At 73.4% G+C, this 22382-nt stretch carries 23 protein-coding genes; 9 read left to right on the forward strand and 14 right to left on the reverse strand.

Going from position 1 to position 22382, the window contains the following annotated elements; translation table 11 throughout:
- Positions 1-32: 32 nt before the first annotated feature.
- Together JQN72_RS07130 and JQN72_RS07135 are read right to left on the reverse strand one after the other, a co-directional pair.
- Positions 33-452, reverse strand: a complete 420-nt coding sequence (locus JQN72_RS07130; RefSeq protein ID WP_204134477.1) for an SAV_6107 family HEPN domain-containing protein — start codon at positions 450-452, stop codon at positions 33-35.
- Positions 453-468: 16 nt separating this feature from the next.
- Positions 469-780: a DUF6504 family protein gene (locus JQN72_RS07135; RefSeq protein WP_204134478.1), complete on the reverse strand. Its 312-nt coding sequence runs from the start codon at positions 778-780 to the stop codon at positions 469-471.
- A gap of 244 nt (positions 781-1024) precedes the next feature.
- Between JQN72_RS07135 and JQN72_RS07140 the strand changes: the two genes are divergently transcribed.
- From JQN72_RS07140 to JQN72_RS07150, 3 genes are all read left to right on the forward strand, one after another.
- The gene (locus tag JQN72_RS07140; protein ID WP_204134479.1) at positions 1025-1867 is read left to right on the forward strand and encodes a helix-turn-helix transcriptional regulator; all 843 of its coding nucleotides are present in this window, start codon (positions 1025-1027) and stop codon (positions 1865-1867) included.
- A gap of 155 nt (positions 1868-2022) precedes the next feature.
- A complete protein-coding gene (locus tag JQN72_RS07145) occupies positions 2023-2754 on the forward strand; it encodes an SDR family oxidoreductase (protein ID WP_204134480.1) in 732 nt (243 codons plus the stop codon).
- A gap of 583 nt (positions 2755-3337) precedes the next feature.
- Entirely contained in the window at positions 3338-3877 is a 540-nt protein-coding gene (locus tag JQN72_RS07150) for a YbaK/EbsC family protein (protein ID WP_204134481.1), read from the forward strand.
- Between the two features lie 12 nt (positions 3878-3889).
- On the opposite strand, the gene JQN72_RS07155 is transcribed toward JQN72_RS07150, so the two are convergent.
- From JQN72_RS07155 to JQN72_RS07170, 4 genes are read right to left on the reverse strand one after another with little or no spacing between them, the layout of a single operon-like run.
- Positions 3890-4252 (reverse strand): hypothetical protein, encoded by a 363-nt coding sequence (locus JQN72_RS07155; protein WP_204134482.1) that lies wholly within the window; start codon positions 4250-4252, stop codon positions 3890-3892.
- Positions 4249-5112, reverse strand: coding sequence for a hypothetical protein (locus JQN72_RS07160; RefSeq protein WP_204134483.1), 864 nt, complete (start codon positions 5110-5112; stop codon positions 4249-4251). The genes JQN72_RS07155 and JQN72_RS07160 overlap by 4 nt, the downstream gene beginning before the upstream one ends.
- Positions 5113-5146: 34 nt before the next feature.
- A complete protein-coding gene (locus tag JQN72_RS07165) occupies positions 5147-5929 on the reverse strand; it encodes a citryl-CoA lyase (protein ID WP_204134484.1) in 783 nt (260 codons plus the stop codon).
- A complete protein-coding gene (locus JQN72_RS07170) occupies positions 5926-7116 on the reverse strand; it encodes a CaiB/BaiF CoA-transferase family protein (RefSeq protein WP_239100274.1) in 1191 nt (396 codons plus the stop codon). The genes JQN72_RS07165 and JQN72_RS07170 overlap by 4 nt, the downstream gene beginning before the upstream one ends.
- Before the next feature lie 209 nt (positions 7117-7325).
- Here JQN72_RS07170 and JQN72_RS07175 point away from each other — a divergent pair, with 209 nt between their 5' ends.
- Together JQN72_RS07175 and JQN72_RS07180 are read left to right on the forward strand one after the other, a co-directional pair.
- Positions 7326-8801, forward strand: coding sequence for an amidohydrolase family protein (locus tag JQN72_RS07175; protein WP_204134486.1), 1476 nt, complete (start codon positions 7326-7328; stop codon positions 8799-8801).
- Between the two features lie 64 nt (positions 8802-8865).
- Positions 8866-9669, forward strand: a complete 804-nt coding sequence (locus tag JQN72_RS07180; protein WP_204134487.1) for an IclR family transcriptional regulator C-terminal domain-containing protein — start codon at positions 8866-8868, stop codon at positions 9667-9669.
- An 18-nt stretch (positions 9670-9687) separates the two neighbouring features.
- Here JQN72_RS07180 and metF read toward each other — a convergent pair whose 3' ends face one another.
- Positions 9688-10593, reverse strand: coding sequence for a methylenetetrahydrofolate reductase [NAD(P)H] (gene metF / locus JQN72_RS07185; RefSeq protein WP_204134488.1), 906 nt, complete (start codon positions 10591-10593; stop codon positions 9688-9690).
- Positions 10594-10672: 79 nt separating this feature from the next.
- Here metF and JQN72_RS07190 point away from each other — a divergent pair, with 79 nt between their 5' ends.
- Positions 10673-11758, forward strand: a complete 1086-nt coding sequence (locus JQN72_RS07190; protein ID WP_307812491.1) for a polyprenyl synthetase family protein — start codon at positions 10673-10675, stop codon at positions 11756-11758.
- 30 nt (positions 11759-11788) lie between these two features.
- On the opposite strand, the gene JQN72_RS07195 is transcribed toward JQN72_RS07190, so the two are convergent.
- A complete protein-coding gene (locus JQN72_RS07195; RefSeq protein WP_204134490.1) occupies positions 11789-12172 on the reverse strand; it encodes an Rv2175c family DNA-binding protein in 384 nt (127 codons plus the stop codon).
- 150 nt (positions 12173-12322) lie between these two features.
- Between JQN72_RS07195 and JQN72_RS07200 the strand changes: the two genes are divergently transcribed.
- Both JQN72_RS07200 and pknB read left to right on the forward strand, forming a co-directional pair.
- Positions 12323-13495 carry a LysM peptidoglycan-binding domain-containing protein gene (locus JQN72_RS07200; RefSeq protein ID WP_204134491.1) on the forward strand — a complete coding sequence of 391 codons (1173 nt, stop codon included), beginning with the start codon at positions 12323-12325 and terminating at the stop codon, positions 13493-13495.
- A 49-nt stretch (positions 13496-13544) separates the two neighbouring features.
- Entirely contained in the window at positions 13545-15470 is a 1926-nt protein-coding gene (pknB, locus tag JQN72_RS07205) for a Stk1 family PASTA domain-containing Ser/Thr kinase (RefSeq protein WP_307812492.1), read from the forward strand.
- A 95-nt stretch (positions 15471-15565) separates the two neighbouring features.
- Here the strand turns inward: pknB and JQN72_RS07210 are convergent, their stop codons facing one another.
- From JQN72_RS07210 to JQN72_RS07230, 5 genes are all read right to left on the reverse strand, one after another.
- Positions 15566-16609: a low specificity L-threonine aldolase gene (locus JQN72_RS07210; RefSeq protein ID WP_204134493.1), complete on the reverse strand. Its 1044-nt coding sequence runs from the start codon at positions 16607-16609 to the stop codon at positions 15566-15568.
- A gap of 5 nt (positions 16610-16614) precedes the next feature.
- Positions 16615-17967 (reverse strand): class II 3-deoxy-7-phosphoheptulonate synthase, encoded by a 1353-nt coding sequence (locus JQN72_RS07215; protein WP_204134494.1) that lies wholly within the window; start codon positions 17965-17967, stop codon positions 16615-16617.
- An 84-nt stretch (positions 17968-18051) separates the two neighbouring features.
- Entirely contained in the window at positions 18052-18750 is a 699-nt protein-coding gene (locus JQN72_RS07220; protein WP_204134495.1) for a response regulator transcription factor, read from the reverse strand.
- The gene (gene macS / locus JQN72_RS07225; protein ID WP_204134496.1) at positions 18747-19928 is read right to left on the reverse strand and encodes a MacS family sensor histidine kinase; all 1182 of its coding nucleotides are present in this window, start codon (positions 19926-19928) and stop codon (positions 18747-18749) included. Before macS ends, JQN72_RS07220 begins: the two co-directional genes overlap by 4 nt.
- A gap of 14 nt (positions 19929-19942) precedes the next feature.
- A complete protein-coding gene (locus tag JQN72_RS07230) occupies positions 19943-20773 on the reverse strand; it encodes a 1-acyl-sn-glycerol-3-phosphate acyltransferase (RefSeq protein WP_204134616.1) in 831 nt (276 codons plus the stop codon).
- A 147-nt stretch (positions 20774-20920) separates the two neighbouring features.
- Here JQN72_RS07230 and JQN72_RS07235 point away from each other — a divergent pair, with 147 nt between their 5' ends.
- The gene (locus JQN72_RS07235; protein ID WP_204134497.1) at positions 20921-21472 is read left to right on the forward strand and encodes a hypothetical protein; all 552 of its coding nucleotides are present in this window, start codon (positions 20921-20923) and stop codon (positions 21470-21472) included.
- 119 nt (positions 21473-21591) lie between these two features.
- On the opposite strand, the gene JQN72_RS07240 is transcribed toward JQN72_RS07235, so the two are convergent.
- Positions 21592-22281 (reverse strand): alpha/beta fold hydrolase, encoded by a 690-nt coding sequence (locus tag JQN72_RS07240; protein WP_239100276.1) that lies wholly within the window; start codon positions 22279-22281, stop codon positions 21592-21594.
- Positions 22282-22382: the final 101 nt, after the last annotated feature.

Here is a 22382-nt window from a genome sequence, read left to right on the forward strand (position 1 = left end):
GCGAAGCCGTCGGCGCCGGACACGGCCCGGCCTCAGGCGGTGCGGACGGGGGCCAGGCGCCGGGCCGCGGGATGCAGGGCGGGGACGCCGAGCCGGACCGCGACGAGGTCGACGAAGGTCTCGGCGTCGCGGAGCAGGTCGTCGGCCTCGCGGGCGGTGACCCGGACGAGACCGGTCTCGACCCCGACGCGCTGCCCGGTGACGGCGGCGAACCGCTGCGCCCACTCGGCGAGCTCGGGGGCGGAGCGGGCGGTGAGCGCCCAGACGTCGTGCGGGCCGGGCCCCGAGCCGTCCCGGACCGCAGGGCGCGCGGCGAGCAGCGCAGCGGCGGACCGCAGCGCGGCCATCGAGGCGGCGAGGTACCGGGCGGAGGCGGCGTTCGCGGCGTAGCCCGAGGTCAGGGCGTCCCGGGCGCGGTCGAGGAGGTCGAGGGTCGTCGCAGCGTGGGGCATGGGTCGTCGGTCTCCCTCAGTCGTGGGCCCGCAGGAGGAGCCAGTGGTCGTCGTCCCGGCCGAGGTCGAACACCCCGGGCGTCCCGGCCGGCGGCCGGGCCTCGACCCGCCACACCCGCCGCTCGGTGTCCGGTGCCCCCGCCGGGTGCTCCCCGACCTCGCGCCACCAGGCCCGACGCTCCTGCCAGGTGTCCAGGACGGCGCACACGGTGTACCGGCGGCCCCGCCAGACGAACGAGCGCGGGCCGGTGCCGACGGTGAGCGCACCCGCTCCTCCATCTGCCGCCCCGGAGCGCACCTCGACGGGCTCGTCGTGCCGACGTGCCATGGCGACCTCCGCTGGGCAGGACCGACCGCCCGGCGAACCCTGTGGGTGCCGGTGGTCGGAGGACGGGCTGGTCGAACAGGTGTTCGACCGGACATCCACTCTAGCCCGCTCCCCCGACACCCCGTCAAGCCGTTCCGGGACGACCGGCCGGTGACGGAGAGGTGCTCCTCCGTACGTGCCGGCCCTCCCGGGGTGGGTGTCACCGGGCCAGGTACGTCACCGAGATCGGCGTTACCGTCCCGACATGACCGCTTCCGCTCTCGGCGACTTCCTCCGCGCACGGCGCGCCGAGACCCGTCCCGATGACGTGGGGCTGCCGACCTACGGCTCTCGGCGCGTGCCGGGCCTTCGTCGCGAGGAGGTCGCGATGCTGGCCGGCATGAGCGTCGACTACTACGTGCGGCTGGAACAGGGACGCGAACGCAGCCCGTCCGCCCAGCTCCTCACGTCACTGTGCCGGGCGCTCCGTCTGGACAGGGACGGTCGCGAGCACCTGTTCCGGCTCGCCGGCCTGGCTCCGGGGGACGAGGCCGCACCGCTGCCCGAACGCGTGGACGCCTCGCTGCTGACCTTGATGGAGGGGTGGCCGGACCATCCGGCGGTCGTCCTCGGTCGCGCCTACGACGTGCTCGCCGCGAACCGCCTCGGCCAGGCACTCTTCGAGGGGTTCGAGACCATGCCTAACCTTCTGCTCATGGTCTTCGCCGACCCCTCGGCGCGCCACTTCTACCGCGACTGGGACCTCGTGGCGGCCAACACCGTGGCCGGGTTCCGGGTGCTGCACGGCCGCTACCCGCACGACCAGCGCATCGCTGCCGTGCTCGCCAGGGCCACCGAGACCAGCGGGGAGTTCGGACGGCTGTGGAGGCGCCACGAGGCCCGCGGGAAGCGGCTCGAGGTGAAGCACCTCCGGCACCGGGAGGTCGGTGACCTCACCCTGAGGATGCACTCGTTCGACGTGAGGTCGAGTCCGGGGCAGGAGCTCGTCGTCTACCACGCCGAGCCCGGGTCGCCCAGCGAGGGGGCCCTGGCACTGCTGGGCACGGTGGCCGCCACCCGGGACCGGGACGCCGCGCCCAGGGACTGAGCGTCGTGGCGCACGGCGGGCGTGCCGGGTGGGAGTGCCGCACCCAGGAAGTGCCCGCCCTTCCTCGTCTCGTGCGACACGGCCAGCCTGGAGGCACGAGCCGGGTGACGACGTCCTCCGCTCGCCCACCCGAACCCCACCTCGGAGGAACCGTCATGAGTGTCGTTCTCGTCACCGGTGCCAGCAGCGGCATCGGAGCGGCCACTGCCCACCGGCTCGCCTGCGCCGGCCACGACGTCGTCGCCGGAGCCCGGCGTACCGAGAGGGTCGACGCGCTGGTCGCCGAGCACGCACGGGCGGCCGAGGCGGCCGGCGGCAGCCTCCGCTCCCGCTCACTCGACGTCACCGACCTCGACCAGGTACGCCACTTCGTCGACGCCGCGGTCGAGGAGCTCGGCGCCGTGGACGTCATGGTCAACAACGCCGGCGTCATGCCGCTGTCACCCCTCTCGTCGCTCCTGGTCGACGAGTGGAACCGGATGATCGACGTCAACGTCCGTGGCCTTCTCCACGGGATCGCGGCAGCTCTGCCCGTCTTCGCCCGCCAGGAGAGCGGCCACTTCGTCACCATCGCCTCCGTCGGCGCCCACGAGGTCTCCCCCACCGCCGCGGTCTACTGCGCCACGAAATACGCGGCGTGGGCGATCACCGAAGGACTCCGGCTGGAGGCCGACCCTTCCGTGCGGGTCACGACCATCTCACCGGGTGTCGTGGAGTCAGAGCTCGCCTCCACCATCACCGACCCCGAAGCCGCTGCCCTGATGCACACCTACCGTGCCCACACCATTCCGCCCGAGGCCATCGCCGACGCCGTGTGCTACGCGGTCGAGCAGCCCGTAGGCGTCGACGTCAACGAGATCGTCGTCCGCCCGACCCGTCAGCGCTGACGCCCCGGCGACGCCACACCTGCGGGTGACCGGGCAGAGCCTGACCCGCCAGGAGCCCGCCGTCCTGCGCTGGGCCCGCGCTCGGCCGGGCGTCGACCGCGCCGTGGACCCGCAGGCCACCGAACCCACGTGGGTGACCTGCCGCCTGCCGGTGCGGGACCGTGGGTCGGTCTCGGGCGGGATGCATCGCGGGAGGGATACACCGAGCCCAGGGCCGGCACCGGTCCCGAGCGAGGCGGACGGCCGCGGGTCGGCTCGCTGTATCTCTCCCGTCGCCACTGCCGAGGAACCCGGCCGTGGCCACCCCGGGACTCAGCGGTCGCCCCGGGCATCCTCGCCGACGAGCGCGTCACCCCGGGGTCCCGCGGGTGGCCGACCCCGTGAGAGGACCTGCGGCACTCCGAAGCACCTGGCGCCCGATGGTGTACGAAAGTTCCTGACACCACGTGTCCGACAGGTCCACACATGACACCGTGAACGTGGCGGCGTGTTCACACACGTTCGCGGACGGAGGTCTCACCACCGCGGCGCCCGCGCGGCGAGGCGCCCACCGTCAACCCCTCCGGGCCACTACGCTCCCGCCATGACGACCGACTCGGTCGGTGTCGCGCCGGACGACGTGCCTCCGCAGCGGGACCTCACCACGCACCGCCGGGTGGCCGCCGTGCTCGAGGTCCTGGCCCTCCACCACGTCACCCCCGAGCTGCGCCAGCTGCCCGGTGCGGTGCGGACCGCGGTGGCAGCGGCCGAGGCGCTCGGCGTCACCCCCGCCGAGATCGCGAACAGCCTCGTGTTCGTCGCGGTGCACCCCGACGGCAGCACCGAGCCGCTGCTCGTCCTGGCCTCCGGCGGGCACCGGGTCGACACGACGAAGGTCGCGGGCCTGCTCGGTCTGGCGGCCGTCGAGCAGGCCGATCCGGACTACGTCCGCGAGCACACCGGGATGGCGATCGGCGGGGTCGCGCCCGTCGCCCATCCGCAGCCGGTCCGCACCGTCGTCGACGTCACCCTCGGCCGGTACGCCACGGTGTGGGCCGCGGCCGGGCACAGCCATGCCGTCTTCGCGACGACGTACGACGAGCTGATCCGGGTCACCGCGGGACAGCCGATGGACGTCGCCTGAGCCGCACGGCCGTCAGGTCGCGATGTCGGGGTACGGCAGCGACAGGTGGGCCAGCGCCTCGCCGTACGCCTTCTGGTAGGCCAGCGGCTCGTCGTGGTCGCGCTCGAACATCGCGATGAAGAGCGTGAGCGTGAGGAACGGGTGCGCGCCGAGCTCGAAGAGCGCGACGTGGTCGTGCTCGCGCAGCGCGGTCCGCTCGGCGTCGGTGAAGGCCAGCCAGGTGCTGCGCTCGTCGTCGATGCAGCTGAGGATCCGGTTCGCCTGCGTCTCCTCCCACCAGTCGACGGTGCCGACCGGGTCCTCGCGGTAGCGCTCGACGAGGTCGGGGTCGCGGTCGACGGTGAAGAGGAACTTGTCGACGAGGTACTTGCTCACGCCGGGGCTCCTTCCGGGTACCAGGTGAAGTAGGCCTCCATCGTGTGGAAGAGGTCGAGGCTGTCGACGTGGTCGGCCCGCGCGCCGTCGCCCGCTGCGCCCATCATGAGCATGAAGTCCATGAACCCGTGGGTCGCGTTGCCCGGCGCGTGCAGGCTGTCGAGCGTCACCTCGGCGAGGCATCCCTCGACGTCCCCGCTCGCGATCCACTCGACGGCCCTGCGGTCGAACTCGGGGTCGGGGCCGTGCGGGCCGAACTGGCGCGGCCCGCCGAGCTCGAGCGAGAGGTGGCCGGTCCCGATGATCGCCACCCGCTGGTCGCTCGGCCACGACTCGACGAGCGCCCGGATCTGCCGGCCGAGCTCGACGAAGCGCTTCGGCTGCGGCAGGGGCGGCGCGAAGATGTTCGTGTAGATCGGCACGATGGGCAGGTCGGCCTCGGGGCGCAGCGTGATGATCGGGCACGTCACCGAGTGGTCGATCCGCAGCTCGTTGCTGAAGGCGAGGTCGAAGCCGGAGTCCAGGCCGCCGCGCAGGATGTGCGAGCTCAGCTCCTCGTGCCCCTCGAGCCGGAACCTCGGGAGCCCGAACTCGCGCTCCTCGTTGTACCAGTTGGCGTCGTAGACGGGCGCCTTGCCGACGAGGAACTGCGGCATGTTGTCGAGCCACAGCTGGTGGAAGTGGTCGCTGCCGACCATGACGAGGACGTCGGGCCGGGCCCGCGTCAAGGTCTCCCGGAACCGCTCGATCTTCGCGACCCACTCGTCGGCGAACGGGGGGCGCTCGTCACCGGTCGAGGTGCTCGCGCGGTAGTAGAACGGGTGGTGCGTCGAGGCGATGACGGCGACGACCTGCGCCATTGCGGGTCTCCTTCTCGAGGGGTCGAGGGCCGGGTCACGACGCGGGGTCGACGTACTCGGCGTTGCGGTCGACGGTGAGGTAGGCGTCCATCCCGATGGGGCGCCGGGTCTCCTCGGCGATCTGGCCGAGCAGGCCGGCACAGCGGGCGAGCAGCGCGAACCCGCGTAGCAGGTCGACCGGCAGCCCGAGGTCGGCCAGGGCGGCACCGCAGACGCCGGCCCCGTTGAGCGGCAGCCGGCGGCCGAGCACCTGGTCGTGGACCCGGCCGACCGCCTCGAAGAGCCGCAGGTGCGGCCCCCGTAGCCCCTCCTCGTCCGCGATACCGACGAGCACGGGGGTGCGCGGGTCGCCGTGCTTGTGGACCGGGTGGCCGAGGCCGGGCACGTAGCGGCCGGCCTCACGCATCCGGCGGACGGCCGAGAGGGCCACCTCGTCCCAGCCGGCGTCGTCCTCCGGCAGCTCCTCGAGGTCGGCGAGGACGGCGTGCAGGAACTGGCCGCAGTCCTCGGTGACGCCGAGGAACCGGGACCCGCCACCGAGCAGCCCGGCCGCGAGCGCGCCCTGGATGGAGTCCGGGGCGGAGAGGTAGGTGAGCCGGGCGGCGATCGCGGTCGGGGTGAAACCGTGGTCGGCGAGCGCGACGAGGACCGCCTCGAAGACCCGGACCTCCGAGGGCGTCGGGCGGCGCATGGCGACGAGCCAGAACGCGAGCTCGCCGAAGCCCACCGTTCCCATGAGGTTTTCGGTGAGGTCCTGGCCGAGCAGCCGGATCTCGTCGGCACTCGACGTGCCGAGCGAGGTGGGGAACGTCGTCATCGCTGCTCCTCGGTGACGTCGGCCCGTGGGTCGTCGGCGGACGAGGCGAGCCAGCGGCGGATCTCCTCGCCGTGCTCGTCCAGCCCGGGCGGTGGGAGGTCGTAGCGGGCCTGGCTCTCGGAGAACCGGATCGGGTTGCGCACCGACGGGACGGCGGCCTCGCCCTCGCCGACGAGGACCACCGGGTCGAGCCCGACGTCCTCGGCGAACCGGACCCCGCCGTCGATCGAGTTGATCGGCCCGCAGGGCACCCCGGCGGCGATGATGTCCGAGAACCACTCCATCGCCGTGCGGGTGCCGAGGCGCTCGACGAGCAGGGGGCGCAGCTCGTCGCGGTTCGCGGTGCGGTCCTCGTTGCGGGCGAACCGGGGGTCGTCCGCGAGCTCGGGGACGCCGAGCACCTCGACGAGGCGACGGAACTGGGTGTTGTTGCCGGCCGTGACGATGAGGTCGCGGTCGGAGCACGGCAGCGGCTCGTACGGGAAGAGGCTCGGGTGGCTGTTGCCCATCCGGTGCGGGACGACCCCTCCGGCGACGAACGCGCTCGACTGGTTGACCAGCCCGGAGAGCGCCGAGGAGAGCAGGTTGACCTCGACGTGCTGGCCGCGGCCGGTGTCGTGGCGGGCGTTCAGGGCAGCGAGCACCCCGATCGTCGCGTGCAGGCCGGCCATGACGTCGAAGACCGAGATGCCGGCGCGGAACGGCTCCCCGTCGGGGGACCCGGTGAGGCTCATCAGACCCGAGATGGCCTGGACGATGAGGTCGTAGCCGGGGAGGTCCTTGCCCCCCGGGCCGCTGCCGAAGCCGCTGATCGAGGCGTAGACGATGCCGGGGTTGCCCACGGAGACGGTGTCGTAGTCGAGACCGAAGCGGGCCAGCCCCCCGGGCTTGAAGTTCTCGAGGAGGACGTCGGCGCGGCCGGCGAGCTCGCGGGCGAGGGCCAGGTCGGTCTCGTCCTTGAGGTCCAGGGCCACCGAGCGCTTGTTGCGGTTGACCCCGAGGTAGTACGTCGAGACGCCGTCGCGGACCGGAGGGCTCCACGTGCGGGTGTCGTCACCGCCGGGGGACTCGACCTTGACCACCTCGGCGCCGAGGTCGGCCAGGAGCATCGTCGCGTACGGGCCGGCGAGGATGCGCGAGAAGTCCGCGACGAGCAGCCCCGCGAGTGGTCCGGACCCCGTCGGCATCCCCGTCTCCTCCTCGTCGTCGAGAAACGGACACACGTCCGCCATCTGCGTCCATCGATCGTCGCTCGGGCCGGACGGGCTGTCAAGGCGGGCCGCTACGAACGACCGAAGCCCTTGACAGGTCGAACACGATCGGGTGACAGTGACGTCATCGGACGTCCGTCCGTCCAACGGACAGACGTCCGTCATCGATGACGATGGGAGACCCGATGCCGCACGAGACCACCGACGCCCCGGCCGTCCTGTTCCGCGGGGGCACCGTCCTCCCGATGGACGACGCCCACTCCGTCCTCACCGACACCGACGTCCTCGTCGTCGGGGACCGCGTGGCCGAGGTGGGTGCGGGACTGTCCGGTCCGGACGGCACCCTCGAGGTCGACGCGTCCGGGGGCGTCGTCATGCCCGGCATGGTCGACACCCACCGGCACATGTGGCAGACCGCGATGCGCGGCTACGGGGCCGACTGGACGCTCACCCAGTACTTCGTCTGGTACTACCTCGAGAGCGGGAGGCACTTCCGGCCCGAGGACATCCACACCGGCAACCTCCTGTCCGCCTGGGAGTCGCTCGAGGCCGGGGTGACGACGACGGTCGACTGGTCGCACGGCCTGCAGACCATCGACCACGGGGAGGCCGCGGTCGACGCCCTCGCCGCCGTGCCCGGCCGGTTCGTCCTCGCCTACGGCAACATCCAGGCCGGCCCCTGGGAGTGGACGGCCGACCCGGGGCTGCGCTCCTTCCTCGACCGCCGCCGCGGCGACCTCTACGGCTGGCAGCTCGCCTTCGACGTCACCGGAGACCCGGCGTTCCCGGAGAAGGCCGCGTTCGAGGCGGCCCGCGACCTCGGCCTGCCGGTGACCACCCACGCCGGGGTGTGGGGCGCGACGAACGACGACGGCATCCGGCTCATGACCGACGCCGGGTTCGCCGACGAGTCCACCGTGTACGTCCACGCCGCGACCCTGTCGCAGGACAGCTACCACCGGATCGCCGCGACCGGCGGCTCGGTGTCGGTCTCGACCGAGTCCGAGCAGAGCGCCGGCCAGGGCTACCCGCCCACCTGGCAGGTCCGCCGGCACGACATCCCGGTGTCGCTGTCGATGGACACGAGCGTGTGGTGGAGCGGCGACCTCTTCTCCGCGATGCGCACGACGCTCGGTGCCGACCGCTCGCGCGAGCACCTCGAGGCGCACGCCACCGGAGACACCGTCACCAACGTCCACCTGCGCGCCGAGCAGGTCGTCGACTGGGCCACCCGCGGCGGCGCCCGTGCCCTCGGCACCGACGAGATCGGACGGCTCGCTCCCGGGGCCAAGGCCGACGTCGTCCTCCTGCGCAACGACCGCTCCCCCGTGTCCTTCCCGCTGCTCAACCCGTACGGCCACGTCGCCTTCCAGGCCCAGCGCGGGGACGTCCACACCGTGCTCGTCGACGGGAAGGTCGTCAAGCACGACGGCGCGCTCGTCGGCGTCGACCTCGCCGACCTCAGGCGCCGCGCCGAGGCGACCGTCGACCACCTCCGCTCGGTCATGGGCGAGGAGGCCTGGACGGCCGGGATGAACCCCGCCATGCCGGACGCCGACGACAAGGTGCTGGACAACCCGTACCAGTACACCGACTTCCGCACCGACACCACGCTCGCCCGCGGCAGCATCTTCGGCGAGCCCGGGGCCGGCGAGGCGTAGGCCGGCAGCGCGGCGCGTAGGGTCGTCGCGACACGCAGGCGGACCCGAAGGAAGGACACACCCGGTGGCCGGTCGTGGGCAGAGCCCGGACTTCGTCGAGGCACTGGCACGCGGGCTCGACGTCCTCACGTGCTTCGACTCCGCGCACCCGGCACGCTCCCTCAGCGACGTCGCCGCGGCCACCGGCCTCGCCCGCCCCACGGCCCGGCGGCTCCTCCTGACGCTCGAGGAGCTGGGGTTCGTCCGCCAGACCGACGGCGTGTTCGCGCTGACCCCACGCGTGCTCGCCCTCGGGACGGCCTACGTCTCCTCGCTCGGCCTGTGGGACATCGCCCGTCCGCGGATGGAGTGGCTCGTGTCCCGCACCCACGAGTCGTCCTCGATGGCCCAGCTCGACGGGTCGGACATCGTCTACGTGGCACGCGTCGCGGTGCCGAAGATCATCTCGCTGCGGGTCGAGATCGGGACCCGCTTCCCCTCACCGCCGACCTCCCAGGGCAAGGTGCTGCTCGCGGGTCTCGACGACGACCGGCTGGCCGCGGCGCTCGCGACCCCGAGCCGGTCACCGGTCTCCCCGCGTCGGCACTGGGATCCCGAGGCGCTCGCCGAGGAGCTCCGCGGGGTCCGTGCGCGGGGCTGGGCCCTCGCCGACGAGGAGCTCGCCGCCGGAGTGCGGTCGGTCGCCGTGCCGGTCCGCGACGGCTCGGGTGCCGTGCGGGCCGCGATGAACGTGACCGTCCACGCCGCGGAGACCTCGACCGAGCGCCTCGTCGACGACCACCTGCCGCTGCTCCAACGCGCGGCCGGTGAGGTCAGCGCCGACTGGGCGCTGTGGGAGTCCCGTCCCACCACGGAGGCCCCGGCCTGACGCAGACCTCGGCGGGCCTCACAGCCCGAGGGCGTCGTGCACCTCGAGGGTCGCGGTCGAGCGGTTCATCGTGATGAAGTGCAGGCCGGGCGCGCCCTCGTCGAGCAGCCGCCGGCCGATCTCGGTCGCGATGGCGACCCCCTCGGCCCGCACCGCGGCCGGGTCGTCCTTGACGGCCTCGAGCCGCTCCACGACCCGCGGCGGCAGCGGGGTGCCCATGAGCTCGGACATCCGCTGGATCTGCCGGTAGCCCGTGACCGGCATCAGCCCCGGGGTGACCGGCAGCTCGCGGCGGGCCGCCACGCGGTCGCGCAGCCGCAGGTAGGTGTCGGGGTCGAAGACCATCTGGGTGACCGCGTACGAGGCGCCGGCGTCGGCCTTGCGGACGAGGACCTCGACGTCGTGGTCGAGGTCGGGGCTGTCCGGGTGGACGTCGGGGAAGGCGGCCACCCCGATCGTGAAGTCACCGAGGCCGCGCACGAGGTGGACGAGGTCCTCCGCGTGGTCGAGCCCGTCCGGGTGGGGCGTCCACGGCGCACGGACGTCACCGGGCGGGTCACCGCGCAGCGCGAGGATGTCCCGGACCCCCGAGGCCGCGTAGTGCCCGACGACCCGCCGGAGCTGGGCGACCGACTGCCCGACGCAGGTGAGGTGCGCGAGCGGCCGCAGCGAGGTCTCGTCCGCGATCCGGGCCGTGACCCGCACGGTGCGGTCCTGGTTCGTGCCCCCCGCCCCGTACGTCACGGAGACGAAGGCCGGACGCACCCGCTCGAGGCGACGGATCGCGTCCCAGAGCGCGGACTCCGCGGCGTCGTCCTTCGGCGGGAAGAACTCGAAGCTGACCGTGGGAGCGCCCGCCCGCAGATGCGCGGGGATGACGGCGTCCGTGCCCGTCACCGCACCGGCTGCTCCGTTCTCGGCCATGCGCCGAGGGTACGTGAGCGGCGGCACCGTAGGCTCGGGGGACCATCGTCCGACCGTCCCGCCGCGCCAGGAGCCACCCGTGACCAGCGTGCTCGACACCGCCGACCTGCGGCGCCGGGTGCAGGACGTCCTCGACGCCGAGCTCGCGGCCCAGGCCGAGGTCCTCGCCGAGCTCGGGCCGGACGTCGAGGACCTGCTGCGGGCCGTGCGCGCCCTGCTCCGCGGGGGCAAGCGGCTACGTGCCGCGTTCCTCTACTGGGGCGCCCGCGCCGCGGGCCTCCCGGACTCCCCCGCCCTGGTCCGGCTGGCCGGTGCCATGGAGCTCTTCCAGGCCGCGGCCCTCATCCACGACGACGTCATGGACGACTCCGACACCCGGCGTGGCATGCCGGCCGCGCACCGCTCCCTCGCGACCCAGCACGTCGACCGCGGCTGGGCCGGCGACGGTGAGCGCTTCGGGCTCGCCGGTGCGGTCCTCGCGGGCAACCTGTGCCTCACCTGGACCGACGAGGTCTACGCCACCTCCGGGCTGCCCGCCGAGGACCTCGCCCGCGGCCGGACGGTCTTCGACCGGATGCGCACCCAGCTCATGGCCGGCCAGTTCCTCGACGTCGTCGAGTCGGTCCGCCCGTGGGAGGGCGTGGCCGACGAGGAGCGGGTGGCCCGGGCAGGGCGGGTCATCCGCTACAAGAGCGCGAAGTACACCGTCGAGCACCCGCTGCTCCTCGGCGCGACGGTCGGTGGGCTGGGCCCGGCCGGCCTGGACGCCCTCTCCCGCTACGGGCTGGACGTCGGGCGGGCCTTCCAGCTGCGCGACGACCTCCTCGGGGTCTTCGGCGACCCCGAGGAGACCGGCAAGCCCGCGGGCGACGACCTGCGCGAGGGCAAGCGGACGGTCCTGCTCGCGCACGCCCTCGCCGGCGCCGGGGTGGACGCTCGTGAGCGGGTCGAGCGGCTGGTCGGCCGGGCCGACCTGGAGCGCACCGACGTCGACGAGCTGCGCGGGATCATCAGCGGGTCCGGGGCCGTCGAGGTCGTCGAGGCCGAGATCGACCGGCTCGCGGCGTCGGCCCGCGACGCGCTCGCCGAGGCGCCCGGTCTCGACCCGGAGGCGCGTGAGGTGCTGCTCGCCCTCGTGACCACCGCCACCGCGCGGAGCGCCTGACCGCCCGCACCGGCCGGGGCCGCCGCCGGCCTAGAAGGCCTCCTCCATGGCACGCCGCCGCACCTCGGTCTTGAAGCCGGCGCGGATGGCGTCGAGCGGGCTGCCCGGCACCGGGAGGGTGGGGTCCGGGGTGTGCAGCCAGCGGATGATCTCGTCGTCGTCCATGCCACCGTCGGCGAGGACCGTGAAGGTGCCCTTGAGCGCGGGGAGCGGACCGTGGTCACCGAGGAACCCCTCCGGTACGGCGAGGACCTGCCGCTCCCCGACCCGCGCCGCGAGCACCTCGCGGTCCTCGACGAGGGAGCGCGCGCTGGACAGCCGCAGGCCGTAGCGCTCGGCGAGGTCGGGCACCGGGACCCAGGACGGGACGAGCTCCTCGAGGGGGACGGGGACGTCGGACGCGGTGTCGCTCACGTCGGCCAGCGTGCCACAGCCGCAGGACCCGCGAGACGTCGGATATTCCGAGTCTCTCCCTTACCACACGTCACTCGGGTAACGTTGGCCTCACCCTGCCCAGATTTCACACGGACACCCATCCGTCATCTCGCCGAAGGACCCCTCGTCATGGTCGTCGCCGCACCTCCTCCCGCCACTCCTGTCCTGGAGTCCGTCACCGCGCTCGTGGAGCGCTCACGGACCGCTCCGCACGGCTGGACCACCTACACCGTGCGGTCCGGTGACACGCTCGTCGGCATCGCCGCGCGGCACCGGACCACCATCGGCACGCTGACCTCCCGCAACCACCTGGCGAACCCCGGCCTGATCCACCCCGGCCAGCGCCTGAGCGTCCCCCGGACCTCGGCCCCGGCGAAGAAGGCGGCGAGGACCGCCACCCCGGCCGTCGAGCGCACCGTGCACACCGTGCGGGCCGGCGAGACCGTGAGCCACATCGCCGCGCGGTACGGCGTCTCGGTCGCGAGCGTGCTCAAGGCCAACGGCCTGCGCGCCTCCAGCCTCATCCACCCGGGCGACCGCCTCACGGTCCGGGCGACCCGCACGACGACGAAGACCACGGCGTCGCGCACCGCGAAGCGGGCCTCGAAGGCCACCTCGGCGTCCGCGGCACGCACGTACACGGTCCGCTCCGGCGACACCCTGAGCCACATCGCCGCCCGCTACGGCACGACACCCGCGAAGATCGCCTCGGCCAGCGGCATCTCGACGCGCTCGCTGCTCCACCCGGGCCAGCGCCTGCGCATCCCCACCGGCAGCCCGAAGAGCAGCACGAAGACCACCTCGACCTCCTCCGGGGCCTCGGTGCCGTCGACGTTCAACGGGGTCGGCTACCCGGAGGACGTCGTCGCCGCCGCCCGCCGGAACCACGCCAGGCTCGCGGCCCGCTCGGTGCCCAGCCGGGACCAGGTCAAGGCGATGGTCGCCCGCACCGCCCGGCGGCACGGGGTCGACCCGAAGCTGGCGCTCGCGATCTCGTACCAGGAGTCCGGCTGGAACCAGCGCGCGGTCTCCCCCGCGAACGCCGTCGGCGTCATGCAGGTCATCCCGGCCGGAGGCGAGTGGGCCTCCTCGCTCGTCGGGCGCCGCCTGGACCTGCTCGACACCCAGGACAACATCACCGCGGGTGTCGTCATGCTCCGGGCCCTCGGGCGCGCGACGTCGAACACCGAGACGGCCGTGGCCGCCTACTACCAGGGGCTGGCCTCGGTGCGGCAACGCGGCATGTACGCGGACACCAGGCGCTACGTCGCCAACGTCATGTCGCTGCGCAAGCGCATGTGAGGACCGGACGGGGATCGGGAGGAGAGCCGTGACTACGTACACTCGTGCGGTGTCATCCACGGACGACGCCCTCATCGGGCGCACTCTCGACGGCCGCTACCGCGTGCTGTCGCGTCTCGCCGACGGCGGGATGGCCACGGTCTACCTCGCGGTCGACGAGCGGCTCGAGCGTGAGGTCGCCCTCAAGGTCATGCGGACCCACCTCGCCCATGACGAGACGTTCGTCGACCGGTTCCGGCGAGAGGCCCGCTCGGCCGCCGCGCTCTCGCATCCGCACGTCGTGCAGGTCTACGACCAGGGCGAGGACGCGGGCCACGTCTTCCTCGCGATGGAGTACGTCTCCGGGCAGACCCTGCGCGAGGTCCTCGCCGAGCAGGGCACGCTCTCGCCGCGCGCCGCGCTGGACGTCCTGGACGCCATGCTCCAGGCCCTCGGTGAGGCCCACCGCAAGGGCCTGATCCACCGTGACGTCAAGCCCGAGAACGTCATCATCAACGACAACGGCACCGTCAAGGTGGCCGACTTCGGCCTCGCCCGGGCGGTCTCGAGCCAGACGATGACGAGCTCGTCCGGGGTACTGCTCGGCACGGTCGCCTACCTGTCGCCGGAGCAGGTCGAGCGCGGCGGGGCCGACGCCCGCTCGGACGTCTACGCGGCCGGGCTCGTCCTGTTCGAGATGCTCACCGGCACCAAGGCCTTCACCGGCGAGACCCCCATCCACGTCGCCTACCAGCACGTCCACGGCGGGGTCCCGCAGCCCTCGAGCCGGGTCGACGACCTTCCGCCGGCGCTCGACGACCTCGTCGCCGTGGCCACGTCCCGCGACCCCGACGAGCGCCCCGCCGACGCCGGTGAGCTCCTCGAGCTCGTGCGCCGCACCCGGGCCACCCTGTCCTCCGATGTCCTCGACGCCCGGCCGGCCGGCGCGGCCGCGGCCGTGGCCGCCTCGTTGCCCACGGCCACCGCGGCCTTCCCCGCGCGGCACGCCGCCCCGTCGGCCGACCGGCCCTCCCCCGGTGGCGGCAGCGACACCACGGCTCTGTCGGTCCCGCCCCGGCCGCTCCAGGGCGTCGTCGTCGCCGACCCGAGCGGACGCCGGAGGGGCCGCAACTGGTGGCCGGCCGCGTTCGCCTCGATGCTCCTCGCGGCCGCGACCGCCTGGTTCTTCTTCCTCGGGCCTGGCGCCACCGCCACGGTGCCGTCGGTCCTGGACCGCCCGCAGGACCAGGCCGTCGCCGCCGTCCGGGAGGCGCACCTCTCCCCCACGGTCCAGGAGGCGTTCTCCGAGGAGATCGCGGCCGGCACCGTCATGGGCGTCGAGCCCGGTGTCGGCTCGAACGTGGGGCGCAACAGCGACGTCGTCCTCACCGTCTCCAAGGGCAAGGAGCGCTACGAGGTCCCCGACCTCACCGGCATGACGCGGGCGGAGGCCGAGCGCCGGCTCGCGGAGGCCAACCTCGCGCTCGGCAAGGTGACGTCGACGTTCGACGACGAGGTCCCCGAGGGCCAGGTCGTCTCCCTCGAGCCCGAGGCCGGAACGCAGGCCAAGCGTGACGCGAAGGTCGCGCTGGTCCTCAGCAAGGGCCGCGAGCCGATCGAGGTCCCGGACTTCACGGGCAAGAACGCCGAGGAGGCGGGGCGCGCACTGGGCGACCTCGGCCTGAACGTCGACTCCGGCGAGCAGCAGAACGACGACACGGTGCCGGCGGGGGACGTCATCAGCCAGTCCCCCCGGGACGGCACGCTCTTCAAGGGCGACACGGTGAAGCTCGTCGTCTCCAAGGGCCCGGTCATGGTCGACGTGCCGAACGTCGTCGGGAAGCAGCTGCCGGAGGCCCGGCGCATCCTCGAGGAGGCCGGCTTCCAGGTGCAGGTCGAGCGGGCCTTCGGAGGTGTCTTCGGCACCGTGCGCTTCCAGGACCCGACCGACGGGCAGCGCCCCAAGGGCAGCACCGTCAAGGTCACGATCGTCTGACGCCGCACCCGGGCCGGTGCGGTCCGGGTCCCTCGGGGTCCAGGAGTCGGCGGTCCCGCACGATGCCTCTGCGGCGCCCCTGCCGTGCCGCGGCGTCAGCCGCTCAGCACCGCGGTGGCGGCAGTGACGGCGGCGTCGGTGCCGGCGTCGTCGACGTCGAGGTGCCAGACCAGACGCACCGCCCCCGGGCCGATCGCGTAGGCGCGCACGCCCCGGTCGAGGAGCGCGGCGACGAAGTCCCGGGCGCTCACCCCGGCCGCCGCGACGTCGAGGACGATGATGTTGGTCTCGACCGCCGTGGGATCCACGACCGCGGGCGCGACGTCCGCACAGGCCTGCGCGAAGCGGCGGGCGCGAGCGTGGTCGTCGGCGAGGCGCTCCACGTGGTGGTCCAGGGCGTGCAGACCGGCCGCAGCGAGGACGCCCACCTGACGCATCCCGCCGCCGTAGCGCTTGCGCCACACCCGCGCCTCGGCCATCGCCTCGGCCGAGCCGACGAGCACCGACCCGACCGGCGCGCCGAGCCCCTTGGACAGGCACACCGACACGGTGTCGAACTCCGCACCGTACTCGGCGAGCGGGACGCCCGTGGCGACGTGGGCGTTCCACAGCCGCGCGCCGTCGAGGTGCATCGCGACCCCGAGCGCCCGCGTGCCGGCACGGACCTCCCGGATCGCCCCGAGCGGCTGCACCGTGCCCCCGCCGAAGTTGTGCGTGTTCTCGACGACGACGAGAGCGGTCTCCACCTGGTACGGCCCCACTCCCGTCGTGACGAGCGAGAGCGGGCCCGACGCCACGAGCCGGCCCTGCTCGCTCGGCCAGGTGCGGCTCGTGATGCCCGAGAACGCCGCCGCGGCACCGAGCTCGGCCCGCACCACGTGCGCGAGCTGGTCGGCGAGCATCTCGCGGCCGGGCACGACATGCAGCCGCAGGCCGAGCTGGTTGGCCATCGAGCCGGTCGGGGTGAACAGCCCGGCCTCGTGGCCGAGCATCCCCGCGACGCGCTCCTCGAGGGCCCGGACGGTCGGGTCCTCGCCGAAGACGTCGTCACCGACCTCGGCGCGGGCCATCGCCTCGCGCATGGCGGCGGTCGGACGGGTCAGGGTGTCGGACAGCAGGTCCGCGACGATCTCCGGCACGCGGGTCAGTCCTGCGCCAGCATCTCGGCGACGAGGAACGCGAGCTCGAGGCTCTGCTGGTGGTTCAGCCGCGGGTCGCACACCGACTCGTAGCGCGTCCCGAGGTCGGCGTCGAGGATCTTCTCGGACCCACCGATGCACTCGGTGACGTCGTTGCCGGTGAGCTCGACGTGGATGCCGCCGGGGTGCGTCCCGAGCGCCTGGTGGACCTCGAAGAAGCCGCGGACCTCGTCGACGACGTCGTCGAAGTCGCGGGTCTTGAAGCCCGACGCCGACGAGAAGGTGTTCCCGTGCATCGGGTCACAGACCCAGGAGACGGGTGCACCCGCCGCGGTCACCTTCTCGACGATCCCCGGCAGCGCCTCGCGGATGCGACCCGCCCCCATCCGGGTGATGAAGGTGAGGCGGCCGGGCGTGCGGTCGGGGTCGACGAGGTCGATGATCCGCAGCAGGTCGTCGACGTCGGCGTTCGCGGAGACCTTGACGCCCACCGGGTTGCGCACTTTCGAGACGAAGTCGAGGTGGGCGCCACCGAGGTCGCGGGTGCGCTCGCCGACCCACACGAAGTGTCCGGAGGTGTCGTAGAGGTGCCCGGTCCGCGAGTCGACGCGGGTGAGCGGCCGCTCGTAGTCCAGGAGCAGGGCCTCGTGGGCCGAGAAGAACTCGGTGGACTTCATGGCCTCGAAGTCCGCGCCGCAGGCCTGCATGAAGCGCATCGCCTTGTCGATGTCCTTCGCCAGCCGCTCGTAGCGCGCGAAGGCCGCGTTGCCGACGAAGCCCCTGTTCCAGTCGTGGACGTGGCGCAGGTCGGCGAAGCCGCCGGTCGTGAAGGCCCGCACGAGGTTCAGCGTCGCGCTGGACGCGTGGTAGGCACGCACGAGCCGCGACGGGTCCGGCGTGCGGGCCTCGGCCGTGAACTCGTAGGCGTTGACCATGTCGCCGCGGTAGGCCGGCAGCGTCACGCCCTCGCGCGTCTCGTCGTCGCTGGAGCGCGGCTTGGCGTACTGGCCGGCCATCCGGCCGACCTTGACCACCGGCATCGACGCGCCGTAGGTGAGGACCGCGGCCATCTGGAGGATCGTCTTGACCCGGTCGCGGATGTTGTCGGCCGTCGCGGAGTCGAAGGTCTCGGCGCAGTCGCCGCCCTGGAGGACGAACGCCGCACCACGCGAGACCGCCGCCATCCGGTCGCGCAGGACGTCGCACTCCCCCGCGAACACGAGCGGCGGATAGCTGGCGAGCGTCCCCACGGCCGACTCGAGCGCGGCCGGGTCGGGCCAGACCGGCTGCTGGGCGGCAGGGAGGTCGGCACCGGCGGCGAGCGCCTGGAGAGGGTCGGAGGCGGTGGTCGTGCTCACGAGCGTCAAGGATAGGTGCGGGCCCACCGGGCGAGACCGCGGGGCCGCATCCCGGACCGGGTCGGAGCCGCTCCCGCCCGGCGCTCAGGACGTGACCGGGTCGTCGTCCTCGAGGCCGTGGGCCAGCGCGAACCGGACGAGCTCGACGCGGTTGTGCAGGTGCAGCTTGCCGAGGGTGTTCTGCACGTGGTTCTGCACCGTGCGGTGGGAGAGCACGAGCTGGGCGGCGATCTCCTTGCTCGACATCCCGGTGGCGACGAGGCGGAGCACCTCGGTCTCGCGCGCGGTGAGCTGCGGGATGGGCCGTTCGGGGTCCTCCCGCTCGGCCGGTGTCTCGGCCCCGAGCCGGCGGTACTCACCGAGGACGAGCCCCGCGAGGCCGGGGGTGAAGACCGCCTCGCCGCGGGCCGTCGCCCGCACCGCGTCGACGATCTCGGCGGACGACGCGGACTTCACGAGGTAGCCGGTGGCGCCGGCCTTGACGGCCTCGAGGACGTCCTGCTGCTCGCCGCTCGCCGACAGGATGAGCACGCGCGTCTCGAGGTCGCCGAGCGCCCGGCAGACCTCGTCCCCGCGCATCCCGGGCAGGTTGAGGTCGAGGACGAGGACGTCGGGGGCCGTCGCGCGGGTGCGCCGGACGGCGGACGGGCCGTCGGCGGCGGTCCCGACGACGTCGAGCCCGTGGGCCCCGAGGTCACGTTCGAGGGCGGAGAGCCACAGCGGGTGGTCGTCGGCGACGAGGACCCGGGGGGACGGCTCGGGCGCCGTGGGGTCCGCACTCATGGCTGCTCCTCGGGACGACGGGGGACGACGATGCGCACGGTGCATCCTGCCCCCGGCCGCGTCGTCCACGTGGCCGAACCGCCGAGGTCCTCGACCCGACCGCGGACCGAGCCGCTCACCCCCATCCGGCCACGGGCGCTCGCGCCGTGCAGCTCGGCGAGCTCGGCACCCACCCCGTCGTCGCGGACCGTGAGCTCGACGCCGGTGGCGTCGCCCTCGAGGAGGACCCAGGCCCGCGCGCCCTCCCCTGCGTGCCGGGCCACGTTGTCGAGGACCGCGGCGAGCGCCGCGTCGAGCTCCCGGGCCACCTGCGGGTCGACGAGCAGCGGCTCGGCCGGCACCGAGACCGTGACGTCGGGCCGCTCCTGCGCCGTGACGCGCAGGCGGAGGTCGACCTCGGCACCGGCGGCACCGTGCAGGTCAGGTGTGGTGCCGTCCGGCGCGCCGGCCCCCGAGACGAACCGGCGCAGCGCGCGCTCCTGGTCGGCGGCGAGCGTGCCGAGCTCGGCCGCCTCCCCGCCGAGGTCGGTGCCCCGACGGTGGATGAACGACAGCGACTGCAGCACGCCGTCGTGGACGACCCGGGCGATCCGCTCGCGCTCGCGCAGCCGCTCCCGCTCGAGCAGCACCTGCTCCTCGCGGACCAGACCCGATCGGGCGAGGTCGACGGCCAGCCCGATGAGACCGCCCAGGAGCACGAGGATGACGATGTTGTGCAGCGTGCTCTGGGTCGGCCGCCCGGCGATCTCGACGAGGTCGGCGACGGCGACGACGGCCGCGGACACCAGCCCGCCGCGGGCCCCGGAGACGACCGCCGCCGTGGCGACCGACCCCGCCGCCCAGACCGTGGGGATCGTGTACTGGCCGGAGGACACCGCGGCCATGCCGTCGGCGAACGGCGTCGCGAGGATGCCGAGGACGGCGATGACGACCTCGGCGACGACCGTGCGACGGCTCCGGCGGCGGTGGCGGAGCATGGCCAGGGACCACCCCGCCATGACGAGGAGGACCGCGCCGGCGACCCAGGGGCGCACCATGTCGTCGTGGCGCAGCCAGGTGAGGAGCACCGCGTAGGCGGTCGCGAGCGGGCGGAACACGTCGAGTCCGCGGTGGAAGGCCTCGACGACGACCGGCTCGCGCCGGCCGGTGCGGGCCGACCGGGGACCCAGGACCGCCACGGTCGCGGCGCCGGTCAGCTCGCGCGGCGGTGCGGAGGTGCGTCCTCGCCCGCGGGACCGGGGTGCTGCTCGTCCAGGCCCTGGGCGTCCAGGACGTCCTCGAGCTCGCCCACGGCGCGGCCCGGGGTCGCGGCGTCCGCGACCTCCTTGGCCTTGGCCTTCTTCTGCCGGGCGATGCGGTCCTTCATCGCCGTGGCGTACATGTCGACGTACTCCTGACCGCTCAGCTCCATGAGGGCGTACATGATCTCGTCGGTGATCGAGCGCAGGACGAAGCGGTCGCCCTCCATGCCCTCGTAGCGCGAGAAGTCGAGCGGCTGGCCGACCCGCACCCCGACCCGGACGAGCTTGGGGACACGCGCGCCCGTGGGCTGGGCCTTGTCGGTGTCGATCATGGCCACCGGGATGACCGGCACGCCCGCCTCGAGTGCCATCCGTGCGACGCCGGTACGACCCTTGTACAGCCGGCCGTCGGGGCTGCGGGTGCCCTCCGGGTACAGGCCGAGCAGCTCGCCCCGACCGAGCACCTTGAGACCGGAGCTCAGCGCGGCCTCGCTGGCCCGGCCCCCGGAGCGGTCGATGGGCAGCTGGCCGACGCCCTTGAAGAACCAGGCGGTGAGGCGGCCCTTGAGCCCGGCCCCGGTGAAGTAGTCCGACTTCGCGAGGAACGTCACCCGACGGGGCGCGACGAGAGGAAGGAAGATCGAGTCGGAGAACGACAGGTGGTTGCTCGCGAAGATCGCGGGCCCGGTCTCCGGGATGTGCTCCTCACCCTCGACCCAGGGCCGGAAGAGGAGGCGGAGGACCGGCCCGAGGACGACCGTCTTCAGCATCCAGTAGAACAACCGGACCACCCTTCTGCGCGTGCTCTTCGGAAGCCTAGTGCACGTCCCCCGGACCGCGGGGGCCGTCACGGTACGGACGGCCGCTGTATCCCGGGGCCTCCGGCGTGCGAAGATCGGGCTGTCACCGATGCAGCAGGAGTGCCTCCCGTGAACGACCGGCCGGGCGAGATGGACGAGCGCGACGTCGACGAGCGCTTCGCGTCCATCGTCGCGGCCTGGGACGACCCCGCGGCGCTGCCGCAGCGCGGTGAGACCGGCCGCCGCGCCGTGGGCCCGACCGACGCCGGCCCCACGGCTCCGGAGCAGGACCGCGAGGCCGACGAGCCGGAGGCCGGCCCGGATGCCCCCGCGCCGCCCCCGTCCGGGGTCAACCCCTCGCCACTCGAGGGCACGACGGGCGCCTCGTCGTGGCGGGTGCCGGAACCCGCCGAGCCCGGCGCGACGCCACCGGCGCTCGAGGACGAGCACTACGACCCGCCGCCGGTCCACCTGCCGCCGCAGGAGGACCTCCACTTCTGGGGTGCCGTCATCGGTCTGGTCGGCGGCCCCCTCCTCCTCGTCTACGTCGCGATGGCCCGGCCGTTCCACAGCACCCGCTGGTTCCTCGCCGGTCTCGTGCTCTCCCTCCTCGGGTTCGCGCTCCTCGTCCTGCGCCAGCCACGCGACCGCGACGAGGACGACGACGGCGCCCGCGTCTGACGACGGCCGGCCGACCACTGCGCGACGGGACGGACGGCCGGCGTCCTGCCCCCCGGCGGACACCGGCCGACCGCGGCCGGGTGGCTACCGGGCCGCCTGCCGCTCGAGCCAGCCGAGGATCACGTGCGTGGTCTCCTCCGGCCGTTCCTGCTGGATCCAGTGACCGCAGTCGAGGCTGACCTCCTGGTCGGGGCCTCCGTCTCGGCGAGGGCGATCATCGCCATCCCGGGCGGCAGCGCCTCCACGGGCTGGTTCGTGCGGAAGATGTTGCCGAGGAACCTGCGGGCGTTCCGGTCGAGGACCGCGTCGGCGACACCCGGCTGCCGGTTGAAGTGGACGAAGTAGAAGTCCTCGCCGAGCACCTCCTCCATGAGCTCGACCCAGGGTCGGTCCCCACGTGGCTGGTACGGCAGGCTCAGGTTGACCAGGCGACGCACACGTCCTGGGTGCAGGAGGGCCGACCCCCGGACGACGTTGGCGCCCCAGTCATGACCGACGAACGTGGCGTCGTCGTACCCGTAGTGGTCGAGGAGGGCGACGAGGTCGCCGGACAGGTGCTCGATGTCGTAGTCGGTCACCTCGGGCGGGCACGAGGAGCCGCCGTAGCCACGCTGGTTGGGGGCGATGACGTGGAAGCCGGCCGCGACAAGAGCAGGCATCTGATGACGCCACGAGTAGGCGTGCTCGGGGAACCCGTGGCAGAGCACGATCGGGTTGCCCCTGTTCTGCTGTCCCGACTCGAAGACCTCGAGCTCCACTCCGTTGACCGGGATCGTCGTGGCCTCGGGAAATCCGGTCACTGTCGGCATCGTCCGGTCCTTCTCTCTGTGGGGTGACTCGTACGACGCCGACGGTAGGAACACTTCAGGACACTCGTTGTCCGCGGACGGCGATACGTTCCGGGACGTGT

It is taken from the genome of Phycicoccus sp. CSK15P-2 (genome assembly GCF_016888005.1).
Taxonomy (GTDB): domain Bacteria; phylum Actinomycetota; class Actinomycetes; order Actinomycetales; family Dermatophilaceae; genus Phycicoccus.

Excerpts from the sequence above, each read along its gene's own strand:
- JQN72_RS07175 (WP_204134486.1), top strand. The coding sequence starts at position 7,326 with ATGCCGCACGAGACCACCGACGCCCCGGCCGTCCTGTTCCGCGGGGGC.
- JQN72_RS07130 (WP_204134477.1), bottom strand. The coding sequence starts at position 452 with ATGCCCCACGCTGCGACGACCCTCGACCTCCTCGACCGCGCCCGGGAC.
- JQN72_RS07145 (WP_204134480.1), top strand. The coding sequence starts at position 2,023 with ATGAGTGTCGTTCTCGTCACCGGTGCCAGCAGCGGCATCGGAGCGGCC.
- JQN72_RS07240 (WP_239100276.1), bottom strand. The coding sequence starts at position 22,281 with ATGCCGACAGTGACCGGATTTCCCGAGGCCACGACGATCCCGGTCAAC.
- JQN72_RS07150 (WP_204134481.1), top strand. The coding sequence starts at position 3,338 with ATGACGACCGACTCGGTCGGTGTCGCGCCGGACGACGTGCCTCCGCAG.
- JQN72_RS07135 (WP_204134478.1), bottom strand. The coding sequence starts at position 780 with ATGGCACGTCGGCACGACGAGCCCGTCGAGGTGCGCTCCGGGGCGGCA.
- metF (WP_204134488.1), bottom strand. The coding sequence starts at position 10,593 with ATGGCCGAGAACGGAGCAGCCGGTGCGGTGACGGGCACGGACGCCGTC.
- JQN72_RS07160 (WP_204134483.1), bottom strand. The coding sequence starts at position 5,112 with ATGGCGCAGGTCGTCGCCGTCATCGCCTCGACGCACCACCCGTTCTAC.
- JQN72_RS07220 (WP_204134495.1), bottom strand. The coding sequence starts at position 18,750 with ATGAGTGCGGACCCCACGGCGCCCGAGCCGTCCCCCCGGGTCCTCGTC.
- JQN72_RS07200 (WP_204134491.1), top strand. The coding sequence starts at position 12,323 with ATGGTCGTCGCCGCACCTCCTCCCGCCACTCCTGTCCTGGAGTCCGTC.
- JQN72_RS07170 (WP_239100274.1), bottom strand. The coding sequence starts at position 7,116 with ATGCCGACGGGGTCCGGACCACTCGCGGGGCTGCTCGTCGCGGACTTC.
- JQN72_RS07165 (WP_204134484.1), bottom strand. The coding sequence starts at position 5,929 with ATGACGACGTTCCCCACCTCGCTCGGCACGTCGAGTGCCGACGAGATC.
- JQN72_RS07140 (WP_204134479.1), top strand. The coding sequence starts at position 1,025 with ATGACCGCTTCCGCTCTCGGCGACTTCCTCCGCGCACGGCGCGCCGAG.